At 41.8% G+C, this 13085-nt stretch carries 13 protein-coding genes; 10 read left to right on the top strand and 3 right to left on the bottom strand.

What is annotated here, in order from left to right:
• Nucleotides 1–836, bottom strand: an 836-nt coding sequence (locus VQ048_RS06895; protein WP_327610957.1) for a site-specific integrase, incomplete at its 3' end; no start/stop codon positions are given.
• Between the two features lie 267 nt (nucleotides 837–1103).
• Here VQ048_RS06895 and VQ048_RS12945 point away from each other — a divergent pair.
• From VQ048_RS12945 to VQ048_RS06905, 3 genes are all read left to right on the top strand, one after another.
• Nucleotides 1104–1376 (top strand): LytR/AlgR family response regulator transcription factor, encoded by a 273-nt coding sequence (locus tag VQ048_RS12945; protein WP_442872813.1) that lies wholly within the window; start codon nucleotides 1104–1106, stop codon nucleotides 1374–1376.
• 94 nt (nucleotides 1377–1470) lie between these two features.
• Nucleotides 1471–2340: a transglutaminase-like domain-containing protein gene (locus tag VQ048_RS06900; protein WP_327610958.1), complete on the top strand. Its 870-nt coding sequence runs from the start codon at nucleotides 1471–1473 to the stop codon at nucleotides 2338–2340.
• A 25-nt stretch (nucleotides 2341–2365) separates the two neighbouring features.
• Entirely contained in the window at nucleotides 2366–3091 is a 726-nt protein-coding gene (locus tag VQ048_RS06905; protein WP_327610959.1) for a CPBP family intramembrane glutamic endopeptidase, read from the top strand.
• 349 nt (nucleotides 3092–3440) lie between these two features.
• Here the strand turns inward: VQ048_RS06905 and sucC are convergent, their stop codons facing one another.
• A complete protein-coding gene (gene sucC / locus VQ048_RS06910; protein ID WP_327610960.1) occupies nucleotides 3441–4631 on the bottom strand; it encodes an ADP-forming succinate--CoA ligase subunit beta in 1191 nt (396 codons plus the stop codon).
• 282 nt (nucleotides 4632–4913) lie between these two features.
• Here sucC and VQ048_RS06915 point away from each other — a divergent pair, with 282 nt between their 5' ends.
• Both VQ048_RS06915 and VQ048_RS06920 read left to right on the top strand, forming a co-directional pair.
• The gene (locus VQ048_RS06915) at nucleotides 4914–7058 is read left to right on the top strand and encodes an endonuclease MutS2 (protein WP_327610961.1); all 2145 of its coding nucleotides are present in this window, start codon (nucleotides 4914–4916) and stop codon (nucleotides 7056–7058) included.
• 6 nt (nucleotides 7059–7064) lie between these two features.
• Nucleotides 7065–7727 (top strand): NAD(P)H-binding protein, encoded by a 663-nt coding sequence (locus tag VQ048_RS06920; RefSeq protein ID WP_327610962.1) that lies wholly within the window; start codon nucleotides 7065–7067, stop codon nucleotides 7725–7727.
• A gap of 10 nt (nucleotides 7728–7737) precedes the next feature.
• On the opposite strand, the gene VQ048_RS06925 is transcribed toward VQ048_RS06920, so the two are convergent.
• Nucleotides 7738–8139 (bottom strand): META domain-containing protein, encoded by a 402-nt coding sequence (locus VQ048_RS06925; RefSeq protein WP_327610963.1) that lies wholly within the window; start codon nucleotides 8137–8139, stop codon nucleotides 7738–7740.
• A 264-nt stretch (nucleotides 8140–8403) separates the two neighbouring features.
• On the opposite strand from VQ048_RS06925, the gene VQ048_RS06930 reads away from it, so the two are divergent.
• The 5 genes from VQ048_RS06930 to lolA1 all read left to right on the top strand — a co-directional run bounded on the left by VQ048_RS06930 (nucleotide 8404) and on the right by lolA1 (nucleotide 13019).
• Nucleotides 8404–8823, top strand: a complete 420-nt coding sequence (locus tag VQ048_RS06930) for a MarR family winged helix-turn-helix transcriptional regulator (RefSeq protein WP_327610964.1) — start codon at nucleotides 8404–8406, stop codon at nucleotides 8821–8823.
• 15 nt (nucleotides 8824–8838) lie between these two features.
• The gene (locus tag VQ048_RS06935) at nucleotides 8839–9261 is read left to right on the top strand and encodes an organic hydroperoxide resistance protein (RefSeq protein ID WP_327611076.1); all 423 of its coding nucleotides are present in this window, start codon (nucleotides 8839–8841) and stop codon (nucleotides 9259–9261) included.
• 12 nt (nucleotides 9262–9273) lie between these two features.
• On the top strand, nucleotides 9274–9642 hold the full coding sequence (locus VQ048_RS06940) for a DUF1304 domain-containing protein (RefSeq protein WP_327610965.1): 369 nt from the start codon (nucleotides 9274–9276) through the stop codon (nucleotides 9640–9642).
• Nucleotides 9643–9787: 145 nt separating this feature from the next.
• Nucleotides 9788–12268: an FtsK/SpoIIIE family DNA translocase gene (locus VQ048_RS06945; RefSeq protein ID WP_327610966.1), complete on the top strand. Its 2481-nt coding sequence runs from the start codon at nucleotides 9788–9790 to the stop codon at nucleotides 12266–12268.
• A 103-nt stretch (nucleotides 12269–12371) separates the two neighbouring features.
• Nucleotides 12372–13019 carry an outer membrane lipoprotein periplasmic chaperone LolA1 gene (gene lolA1, locus VQ048_RS06950; RefSeq protein ID WP_327610967.1) on the top strand — a complete coding sequence of 216 codons (648 nt, stop codon included), beginning with the start codon at nucleotides 12372–12374 and terminating at the stop codon, nucleotides 13017–13019.
• Nucleotides 13020–13085 lie beyond the last annotated feature (66 nt).

Consider the following 13085-nt stretch of genomic DNA (forward strand, 5'->3'; position numbering starts at 1 on the left):
ACAGAACTAAGTTGGTATATATCAATATACGAAAAACCTGTAAAACAACTAAAAAGGGCTAAATCCCTAACTAATTCTATGAGCTTTTTCATTCTTTCAGAAAAATCATCATAAGGTGTGTATTCAATGAGTTTTATAATCTCTGATTTTAAGAGATAACCTCTATCTTTTGGTACAAGTGTATTTTTATAGTGCCGAAAAGGATTAACAATAATGATGTTGTCATTTAACGCTCTTTTTATGGTTCGTAAAAGCGGTCCCATATTACCATAAATACTATTGTGGTCTAACCCTCTCTCTATTCTAAGATAATAGTCATAATCATCAATAAAGGTTTTGTCAAGCTCTATCAATTCTATATCGTCTCTGTGAAGTTTTTCTTTAAGAAATCGTTCTAAATTTCCATAGGCATTTTTATGAGTATTATAACTTCCTGGGGCTCTCAATTTCTTCTCAACTTTGAGTTCAAAATCTTTGAGTAAACCCTGAAAGCATTTTAATAAGGTGTGCCCCGAATGTTCTCTGCCTAAATATCTATCTTTTACTTTTTTTGCAGTTACATACCCCTCGTATTTTAGCATATCGCTATAAATATTCTGGATATTGGTTTCAATGGCTTTTAATTTTTTGTTGATTTGCTTAGCTTCGTCGGTTTTTCCGCAAACCTGACTGTTTTGTAAATCCAACGAAGGAGATAAACTCAACTTGGTAGAAAAGGGTTCATTTTTTCCGTTAATGGTAATCCTTGCCATAATGGGAATAGTTCCATCGGCTTTCGGATTTTTTCTTTTTAGGTAAAACAATACTGTGAATGTTGTTCTTTTGGTCTGTTTCATCACTCCATATTTTATAGTTACTAAATTAGTTTCTATTGAGTAACAATGAAAGATGAAATTTTACGCAAATTACTGAAATATAACCTCTTTAATGAAAAACTTTCTATACAAATCAAGTAACTGATAAGTAACTCAACTTTGTCATTTGAGGTCAAATCTCAGTAAATCACAGTCTGCAAGTTAAAGGTAAATGAACAATTAATCTCTTATTTTACAACTAATTATGATTTTTTTCATAATTTTGCTTTTTGACTAAATGTTTATTTTATAGAATCTGCGGATAATTATTGTACTTTTTACTATCAAGACCATTTTGGAATAAAAAAAACACTCATTAGAACCACGCTAAAATCAATTTTGGAACAAACCCAATCCGAAAAAATTCTTCGTAGTCATCGTTCGTTTATCATAAACTTAAAAAAGGTGATAAGTATTAAAGGTAATGCTCAAGGTTACAAATTGAGACTACAAAATTGTGATTATGAAGTTCCTGTGTCTCGAAAATATATGGAAGAAGTAAAGAGTCAATTAAATGATTGATAATCAAAGTTTGACAAACACCACATTTCTTTGATAAACAGCCCTTTTATTTTCAAACCCCATTTTTTCATAGCAACTTTGCAATAAAAAAAAGATGAAGCAACTATTTTTCATTGGTTTTTATTGTGTCATTTTATCACTCACTTCTTGTCAACCTACTGCCCGACTTCTCAAATACATACCTTCTCAAAAAATTGAAAGACTAACTTTTGAAGAATCGTCTAACAAGGATTTTCCATTTCATTGCAATGAATCTGAAAACGATTATATTAAGCAATTGAACGACAATTACGGATTACAAAATATGGTCAAAGGAAAAACGGAAATTGAAGCAGTCGGAATATTGACCAATTGGACAAATAAACAGTGGCCACATTCAGGAAATAATGTTCCATCAAAGTCTGATGCAATAAGCATTTTACGAGAGGCAAAGCAAGGGAAAAAATTCAGATGTGTGGAATATGGAATTGTAAATGCCTCTGTTTTAAATGCGGTAGGGTTAAAAGCCCGAACCATTGGACTGAAAACAAAAGACGTGGAAAAAGTTAAATATGCAGGCGGACACGTGGCTTCAGAAGTTTACCTTTCGTCATACAAAAAATGGATATTTGCAGACGCTCAATTTAACGTTATCCCATTCTTAAATGACATTCCTCTTAATGCTGTCGAGCTTCAAAAGGCTATTATAGGAAATAAACAAGAATTGCAGTTTAAACGAAACGGAATTATTATTGACAGCAAAGAAAAAAGCGATTATTTAAAATTCATCTCAAAATATCTCTTCTATTTTGACATCAACTTTGACAATCGAATCGGAGTAGCAGACAAAGAAAAACACAATGGATTCTATAAGTTAATGCTTGTTCCTATCGGTAAAGAAAAACCAAAAACTTTTCAACGAGATTCAAAAATTGAAGCAATTTATACAAATTCCATAAATACTTTTTATACAATACCAAACTAATATAAAAGACTGAAACAAACTAAAAATGCTCAATCTATTTCTTGAACCTATTTTACATATTCTGATTTTAATTCCTTTTATCCTACTCTTGCTGAAAGAAAAGTTGGCATTAAATTTTCAAAGAATTTTCGCCTTTTCAATTTGCTATATCGTATATGAAATCGCTCTTGTCTTACCCAAAATCAGTCCAATATTTGAATTTATAAAAAGCAGTTGGAATTGGGAAGGTAAATTATTCGGAATCGTTTGGGCAATAATCGCTTATTTCTTATTTAGAAACCTGTTCAGAGAAAATGACTTTTTCACTTTTCGGCAAAATAAGAAAGGCTTTAAAAGTGCTATAATTGGAGCGATTTCAATTGTTATTTTATCAATAACTATTTGGTTCATTCTTGGAAAATCAACATTTGATTACGAAACATTGTTTTTTCAAATTTCACTTCCAGGAATAGATGAAGAAATGATTTTCAGAGGAATTCTATTTGGACTTTTGCTAAGTTCATTAAAAGAAACTATTCCAGTAATAGGAAATCCAGCAACTTTAATTATCTCAATACTTTTTGGACTAACGCACGCATTAACTTTGGACAAAAGTTATTCTATAAATTTTGAACCGATTTACTTTATGCAAACAGCATTTGCAGGCTATGTTTGGGCTTGGATAACGCTGAAAAGCAGAAGCATTTTATTATCAATGATCTCACATAATTTGAGTAACTTTTTTGGAATTCTTGTAACAATGATTAAATAGTGAAAAAAGAAAAACGGCATATAACAAGGTATTGCCGCAAGCGGACTGAAACTGTTTTTTAGAAACTTCAATTTATCTTTGAAATATCGTGTTTTAGTTAAAGTTAGGTGCTAAGAAGCCCTACTTTCGCAATACTTTTTCCGTTAGCAGCAGTTTGGCAAAAGTGGAGGGCAGTACTCACAGACAATTTTGAGGTTAATCAATCGCTGGATCTCCGCATAAACATTTGTAGCGAACCCCGCCCCGAGCACTCCTAACCTATTTTAACCTGATTTTCTAAGCCTCAGAGTCTTCCCAACAAAAAAGCATCCGCTTAAAACGGATGCTTTTACTTTATGATTTAAACAGCTTAAGCCAAAACTTCTTTCACCTTGTTTGCTGCTTCCTCCAGCGTAATTGCCGAGTGAATAGGCAATCCTGCCTCGTCGATCAATTTCTTCGCTTCTTCGGCATTCGTTCCTTGCAATCTCACGATCAAAGGAACCGGGAACTCTCCTACAGCCTTGTAAGCATCCACAACCCCTTGGGCCACTCTGTCGCAACGCACAATTCCTCCAAAGATATTGATAAGGATTGCCTTAACGTTCGGATCTTTCAAAATGATGTCAAATGCCGTCTTCACACGAGCAGCATCCGCCGTACCTCCTACATCCAAGAAGTTTGCAGGGTTACCACCGGACAATTTAATAATATCCATGGTGGCCATTGCCAAACCGGCACCGTTAACCATACAAGCCACATCACCGTCCAACTTCACGAAGTTAAGCCCGGCCTCTCCGGCCTCTACATCCATCGGATCCTCTTCTCTCTTATCTCTAAGTTCGGCCAAATCTTTGTGACGGAAAAGCGAGTTATCATCCAATGTCACCTTCGCATCCACCGCGATGATTTTATCGTCGGAGGTTTTAAGCACCGGATTAATCTCGAAAAGCGAAGCATCAATACCTACGTAAGCATTGTAAAGGTTGGTAATGAATTTGGTGAATTCTTTAAATGCATTACCGGAAAGCCCTAAATTAAATGCAATTTTACGGGCTTGAAACCCTTGCAAACCTATAGCTGGATCAATGGTCTCCTTATGAATCAAGTGAGGGGTTACTTCAGCCACGTGTTCGATATCCATCCCTCCTTCTGTGGAATAAACCACCGTATTTTTACCCTGAGCACGATCCAAAAGAATGGACACGTAGAACTCCTTGGTTTCGGACTCTCCCGGATAGTAAACATCCTCCGCAACCAAAACAGAGTTCACCAGCTTACCTTCAGCAGAAGTCTGAGGCGTCACCAAACGCATCCCGATAATGTTCTGCGCATTCTCTTTCAATTTATCCATGTTCGGAGAAAACTTTACGCCACCGCCTTTACCACGGCCTCCCGCGTGAACCTGAGCCTTAACGACCCATCCCTCGTTTCCTGTAAGCGCTTTCAACTTATCTGCAGCTTCTACCGCCTCATCAACGTTATTGGCTACAAACCCGCGCTGGATAGCAACGCCATACTTCGCTAAAATCTCTTTAGACTGATACTCGTGAAGATTCATAATATTTTTTTGTTAGATTTTCAATTTTTTAACGTTCCACAAATTTAAGAAAAAGATGCAAACGACCGAATCCGTGCACGATTTTTTTTGATTTTTTGTGAACAAAAACAGTTTGCTTCTCTTCCAACCTGCCCTCAAAAGCCTTCTCATTCGACTGAAAATCAACCTCAAAACCTCCACCAAACCTCAAAACGAAAAAAACGACCGAATCCCTGCCTGCAAAAACAATTCTCTGCCATCGGATTTAGAAGCTACATTTTCCAAATTCACTATTTTTGCACCGTGCATATCAATAAAAAAGACCTCGTAGAATTAGAGTTTCCGGAACTGCTTTCGGAAATTGCGCCTTTGGCCTACTCTCCCAAGACGGCAGACCAAATCATGAACCTTCGTCCAATGGCTTTGGAAGATGCCGAATTGGCTTTAAAAAAGACGTCGGAGTTTCTCACCAGTTTTGAAAGCGAAAATGCGATTCCCTTCAACGAATACGAAGATATTGAAGACGAATTAAAACTTATGCAGATTGAGAATTTCCGTTTGGACAATAAAGCCTTTATCAAAATAAAGGCCCTGACCGAACAAATCGGAAAACTCCAAAAATTTTTCCCTTCCCTTCCCGAAACGTTCCCACATTTGCTTGAAGAAGTCCGCCATCTTGAATTCCGCAAGGAAATCATCGATAAAATCGACAAGGTTTTCAACCGCTTTGGTGAGGTCAAAAACGATGCCTCGCCCGATCTTCACCTTTTACGAACCGAAATCCAGCAAGCCCGAAAGACCATCGACGAAAACTTTAACCGCGCACTCACCGCTTCTGCCGACTTCTTGGAAGACATTCGGGAAACCATCATCGAAGACCAAAGGGTTTTGGCCGTAAAATCCGGATTCAAAAAAAGAGTGGCAGGGCGAATCCTGGGGCTTTCCAAAACGGGATCCATCACCTACATCCAACCGGAGTCCGTCGTAAATCCGTACTTCAAATTGAGAGAAAATCAGGAGGAAGAAAAAAAAGAAATCGACCGCATCCTTCGGAAATTAACCGCCGAAATAGCCCTCTATACGCCTGAACTATCCGAATACCAAACCTATATTTTCAGGCTGGACCTCACTCGCGCCAAAGCCAAATTTGCAGAAAAAATCAACGGGGTTTTACCCAAAATCAACCGTCATAAAACCCTAAGGCTAAAAGACGCCTACCATCCGTTGCTATGGCTTCAGAATACCGCCGAAAACAAAAAAATCCATCCCCAGACGCTTACCCTCACCGAACACAATCGCATCATCTGCATTTCCGGGCCTAATGCCGGAGGAAAATCCATCACCTTAAAAACAATAGGGCTGCTGCAGTTGATGCTTCAAAGCGGTCTATTGATTCCGGTGCATCCCAAGTCCGAAATGTTCTTCTTTGACAAAATCATGACGGATATCGGGGACAATCAATCCATCGAAAACCATCTTTCCACCTACTCGTCCCGGTTGAAGAAAATGGCAGGCATCATTCGTGAAGCCGACTCCAACACCCTTCTCCTGATCGACGAATTTGGTACGGGGTCCGATCCAGAACTCGGCGGGGCATTGGCTGAGAGTTTTTTGGAATTCTTTTACGACAAAAAGTCCTTTGCCATTATCACGACCCACTACACCAACATCAAGCTTGTTGTGGAGCAACTGCCCAACGCCACCAATGCCGCCATGCTCTTTGACGAACATTCTTTAGAACCACTCTACAAATTGGAAGTCGGGCAAGCCGGAAGTTCCTTCACCTTCGAGGTGGCCGAAAAAAACCGAATCCCACGGTTCATCATTCAAAAAGCACGAAAAAAAGTGGAACGCGACGTGGTCAATTTGGATAAAACCATCGTAAAGCTGCAGCAGGAAAAATTTGAGGTCGAAAAACTAAAATCCAACCTCACCGAACAAAAAGAAAACGTGGAAGACAAAAGGGAAAACCTTCAGAAGCTAAACACCCAGCTGGAACAAAAACTTTTCAACTTCCAAAAACTTTACGAGGAGGAGCATCGCAAACTGCAATTCGGCAATAAGGTTGAGGCCTTCATCGAGGCCTACATCAAAGGACGCCCCCGAAAAGACCTCGTCCGAGATTTCGTCAAAATACTGGAGCAGGAAAAATACCGAAAACTCGGCACCGACAAAGACGAATCCAAACGCCTGCAAATCATTAAGCGCAAAATCACCCAACAGCTTAAAAAAACAGACGTTAAAGAAAAAATTGCCCAAACCAACGAAAAATTAGAGCTCAAAAAGCAGCAGGAACGCGCCGTATGGCTCAAACCCGGGCAACGCGTCAGAATTGCGGGATCCACCAGCGTCGGCACCATCGAAGAAGTCCTAAAAAATGGAAAAGTTACCGTGAATTACGGCAAGTTCAAAACCCAAATTAACGCCGACGAATTAGAACGAATCTAAAAACCCATGAAAGCCCTTGTCATCGGAGCCACAGGCGCCACAGGAAAAAAGCTCGTCCAAAACCTTTTGAAAGACGACGATTATCGTGAAGTTCATATTTTCGCAAGGAATCCCGTGGCCTTTTCCCACGAAAAACTCACCGTTCATTGCATTGACTTCAACCGTCCCGAACAATGGAAACACAACGTTTGCGGTGAGGTCTTATTTTCTTGTTTGGGAACCACGCTCAAAACCGCCGGAAGCAAGGCTCAACAACGAAAAGTGGATTTCGATTACCAGTTTCATTTTGCCCAAGCTGCAAAATCCAACCACGTTAACCATTACGTTTTGGTTTCGTCCTATGGAGCCGATGCGCGGTCTTCGTTTTTCTACCCCCGAATGAAAGGAGAACTGGAAGAAGCTGTTGTAAAATTAGATTTCAATCAAACCACCATCTTCCGCCCCGGCATGTTGGAACGGGAAAACTCGGATCGTCCCGCAGAAGTATGGGGCGTCAAAATATCGAAACTATTTCTCCGATGGGGAAGACTAAAAGCCTACCGCCCCTTGCCCGTCGAACAACTGGCCAAAGCCATGATCAACCGCTCCAAACAGAACCAAAAAGGAACAGCCGTGGTCAGTTTGGACGAAATCCTCCCCCTTGCCACGGCCGAAACTTCCTCTTACTAAAAGACAAGAGTTACATCTTGGTGAATTTCATCAAAAGTAAGCTCCCTTTGTAAAGCTCCAGTACATTACCGTTAACCCTGTAACGATCGGCTTGGCGAAGCATATTCAAGAAATTGGATTCCGTGGTCATCTGATCGCAAGCCATACGTGTCGAGCCGATATTCTGAGCCGAAAAACGCCCCACCGAAGCATCCAAAGTCAATTCGCCAAAATAATTATTACACCCTGCATTCCCCGAAATTTTATCGGCTTCCAACACCAAAGTAGGGCTCTTTCCCTTAACCGAATCCACCAGGGTCCACTGCGTTCCGGCAATAGAGGTCTGCTTTTTCCCCACCGTGCTCCCCGTCGATACCGAAGAACAAGAACTAACGAAGAGCGCCGACAGCACCCCGAAAATCATTTTTTTCATAACATCTCAATATTAAGGTCAAATTTAGACATTTTTTAAACCCTATACAATAAAATCCGTGCCACGCTCCTCCTGCCGCCCTGCTGCGCGCCTTCAGTTCTGTTGAAAAATAGAATAAATTCAAACTTGACCACACCGATATATAAAATCAATCCCCTTGATTTAAAGCCATTAACAACACAAAAAAGAAAAAAAACACAAAATTATATTGTGCGCAATTAAATTTCGCCTTATATTTGCAGTGTCATTTAAGACCCCTTGAAAATGAGCAGCGAAAAATTGAAACTATCCAACCAGTTTTGCTTTCCGGTTTATGCCTTGGCAAAGGAGATGGTTCATTTGTACCGACCGCTTTTGGACGATTTGGATTTAACCTACCCCCAATACCTCGTGATGCTTACGCTTTGGGAATCGCCAAATCTTTCCGTTACGCAGATTGGCGAAAAACTTTCGCTTGACAGCGGTACCTTAACTCCTCTGCTCAAGCGTTTGGAACAAAAGGAATTGCTAACCCGTAACCGGCTGGCCTCCGATGAGCGGGTTGTCGAAATCAGACTCACAGCAAAAGGACTCCAATTGGAAAACAAAGCCGAGAAAGTCCCCGAAAAACTGCTCGAATCCCTAAACGTAAACCTCGAGGAATTAAAAACCTTAAAAACAATTATTTGTAAAATATTAAACTAAAAAACACATTTTATGATGAAATCATTATACAGCATCAGCGCCACCGCTACCGGTGGAAGAAACGGTAACGTAAAAAGCGAAAACAACGTTTTGAACTTGGAAGTTCGCTCTCCTAAAGCCCTTGGCGGGAAAGAGGATTCTTTTGCCAACCCTGAAATGCTTTTCGCCGCAGGTTATGCCGCTTGTTTCGACAGCGCCCTAAACCTGGTGATAAGACATGAAAGGGTAAAAACGGGAGAAACCTCTGTGACCGCCAAAGTCGGTTTAGGCCAACTGGATCATGGCGGCTACGGCTTGGAAGTCGACCTTCACGCCAACATTCCGGGAGTAAGTCTTGAGCAAGCCCAAACGCTTATCGAAAAAGCCCATCAGGTCTGCCCGTATTCGAACGCTACGAGAGGTAACATTGAAGTCCGCCTAAGCGTATCCAACCAGTAAAAATCGGTCTTTATGGAACTTTTAGCCTCTATTCTAACCGCAGTCGTTGCCATCGAACACCTCTACATCCTTTGGATCGAAATGTTCGCTTGGGAAACCACCGGAAAAAAAGTTTTCGGAAAAACCATTCCCCACGAACTTTTCCCCCAAACGAAAAAATTGGCAGCCAACCAAGGGCTTTATAACGGTTTTTTAGCCGCCGGATTGTTTTGGAGTTTTTTCATCCAAAATCCGGAATGGGCCTTCAATATCCGCCTCTTCTTTTTAGGGTGCGTCATCGTGGCGGCTTTGTACGGCGGAGCTACTTCTTCACGAAGCATCCTTCTGAAGCAAGGCCTTCCGGCCATCCTCGCATTAATCGCCACTTGGTGGGCATACTAAAATCATCAGCGGCTTTCAGTCCGCTTTTTTTGTTTCGTATCCTTCCGAAAAGACGCCTTGATTTCCCCTAAATTTCCATCCAAGTATTTTAGTCCCGACCGTTATTTTCACTCAAAAAAGTGTTAAATTTGCCGAGATTGAAACTATGGAAAAAACACTAAAAAAAACAAAACCCTTCGCTTCGGGCGACAGTAAAATTTTATCGAAACCACGCATTTTTTTCGGACTCCTGTTCCTCTTTTTTGCCGTGATTTTATTTCTTTCCTTCAGCTCTTACCTTTTTAACTGGAAAGCCGACCAAAGTCAGGCGGGAACCATGTTGGACAAAACCATCAAGTCCTCCAATCTTTTCGGAAAAATCGGCGACTGGCTGGGTAATCTTTTTATTTTTGAAAGTATTGGTGTAGCGGCTTTTGTCGTGGCTTTTTTATTTTTCATGTTCGGAACGCTTATTCTGAAAAAAAAGTGGTTTAAGCCTTGGAAAACCATTGGACATTCTTTATTTTTCATCTGTTGGCTGCCCATCTTTCTCGGTGCACTAACGCAAGGCGAAGGCGTCTTAAGCGGAGTCTATGGCTTTCAAATCATGGACTTTCTGCAAGCCGTCATGGGCAAGGTCGGTTTATGGCTCGTTATCGTGGCCAGCATCCTTTTGTATTTTATTTTGGAATTTAACCTAAGACCGAGTGCCATCAAGAACCGCTGGAACGAAATCAATGAAAAAACCGTAGGAAAAGTAAAACAAATCCTACCCAATCCGCAGGAACTCTTCCAGGAAGAGGAAAACGAGGAAGAAGAAATGGTGGAAACAACACCACCATTCTCCCCAAATCCTGTCCCACCAGCCGCTTCAACCCCAGAGACCACAAAAGAAAAAGCGAGCCTCCAACCGACAGAAACCTCAAAAAACGAAGTCCAATCCGCTTCTTCAATCGTATTGGAACCCGAGGTCGGCGAATCCCTCGTCTTATCTCCTTCCGCTCTCTCTACGAAAATCAGCGAAACGCCGTCGTCCCCGAACGAAGCTTTCGACTTCAAAGTCGAAGTGGCTCAAGCGGTTGACGAAACCGACGAAGACGAAATCACATCGTCCAAACTTGTGGCTCAGTACGGCCTCTACGATCATACGTTGGATTTGCCCAAATACCAGTTCCCCACCTTGGAACTTCTTAAAAACTATGGCAACGAAGAAATTTCGATCGACAAACAAGAACTCGAAGAAAATAAAAACCGCATCGTCGGCCTGTTAAAAAATTTCAACATCGGTATTTCGGAAATCAAGGCCACCATCGGCCCAACCGTTACCTTGTACGAAATTGTTCCGGAAGCAGGAATACGGGTATCGTCCATCAAAAAACTTCAAGACGACATCGCCCTAAACCTTTCCGCCTTGGGCATACGCATCATCGCCCCTATGCCCGGAAAAGGAACCATAGGCATCGAAGTGCCCCGTCAAAACCCCACCATGGTTTCCATGCGGAGCGTTCTTTCCTCCCAAAAATTTCAAAATACGGACATGGAACTCCCCATCGTCTTCGGGAAAACCATTTCCAACGAAATCTTCATGGCAGATTTGGCCAAAATGCCCCACCTTCTAATGGCGGGAGCCACGGGACAGGGAAAATCCGTAGGAATTAACGCCATCCTGACCTCATTGCTTTACAAAAAGCACCCCAGCGAACTGAAATTCGTCATGGTGGATCCCAAAAAAGTAGAACTAACGCTCTATTCCAAAATCGAACGCCACTATCTAGCCAAGCTGCCCGACACGGAAGAAGCCATCATCACGGACACCAGCAAAGTGATCAACACCCTGAATTCTCTCTGTGTGGAGATGGACAACCGTTACAGCTTGCTAAAAAATGCCTTCTGCCGAAATATTAAGGAATACAATAAAAAATTCAGCGAACGCAAACTCAACCGCGAAAACGGCCATCGTTATCTGCCTTACATTGTATTGGTGGTCGATGAATTTTCGGATCTGATTATGACGGCGGGGAAAGAAATCGAAAATCCCATCACCCGACTCTCCCAACTGGCCAGAGCCGTAGGTATCCACCTGATTATCGCAACCCAAAGGCCTTCCGTTAACGTAATTACGGGGATGATTAAAGCCAACTTCCCGGCAAGGGTCGCCTTCAGAGTGATTACCAATATCGACTCGCGAACCATTTTGGACTCGCCGGGAGCCGACCAACTCATCGGAAAGGGCGATATGCTCTATTTCAACGGCAACGAACTTACCCGTCTGCAATGCGCCTTCGTAGACACGCCGGAAGTGGAAAACATCGTGGACTACATCGGTGCACAAAAAGGGTTTGCCTCGGCGCTGCTTCTTCCCGAAGCCCCCGAAAGCGAATCCGCGAACGGTGCGGGACCATTCGACCCCAACGAAAAAGACGCCTTGTTTGAAGACGCCGCCAGAATCATCGTCTCGTCCCAACAAGGCTCCACCTCCATGCTCCAACGCCAGTTAAAACTCGGCTACAACCGTGCCGGAAGAATTATGGATCAATTGGAAGCCTGCGGCATCGTTGGCGGATTTAACGGAGCCAAGGCAAGAGAGGTTCTCCTCTCCGATTTGGAATCTTTAGAGCGTCTTCTCGATGAATTGAGAAAATCTTAACATCCGCACGAGACTTTTTAAGATTTTTTTAAACCTTGATTGGAATGCTTTTTGCGCCGTCTCCAACGAGACAAGTTAAACAACGCCAAAAAAACAAACGACAATGAACAATACCATAAAAAAAATAGCTTCCGTAACCTTCGCTTTAGGAACTCTTGCATGGGCCGATGCCCAAAAAAGCGATGCCAAATCAAAACAGATTTTGGATGCCGTAGCCAACAAATACAAAGCCAATAAAAACACGTATTTTAAGTTTGCCTACGGAACAGGCAGCCAGGGAAAGGTCAGCAAAACCCAAACGGGAATCTTCTACACGACGCCCTCGCAGTATAAACTTAAAATCATGGGCATCGAGCAACTATTCGACGGACAGAAGGTGTACAACATTAGCGAAGAAGACCAAGAAGTTACCATTGCCAAAGCCAACGGTAACGAAATGATGTTCTCTCCCACCAACTACCTTAACAGTTACAAAACCAACTACAACACGCAATACGTCGGAAAGCGTACCCTGAACGGAACCAGTACCGAACTGATTAAACTGACCCCCATAAAAAATAACGGAATCAAAAACGTATTCATCTTCGTGGATGCCGCCAAAAATCAACTCGTGAAAGTCGAACAATACAACTCCAACAACGATGTGGCCATCATCCAAATCCAAGATTACCGTACCAATCAGAATTTAGCCGCGGATTTATTTCGTTTTAACCGCGACAAATACCAAAATTACGTCATCACGGAACTCTAACCCCTCCTCTCCTGAGGCTCCAAAATTACGAAGTCCCAACTTTGGGACTTTTTGATTATTTTTGCG

The sequence above is a fragment of the Bergeyella anatis genome (assembly GCF_036016955.1).
Lineage (GTDB): Bacteria > Bacteroidota > Bacteroidia > Flavobacteriales > Weeksellaceae > JAYWXI01.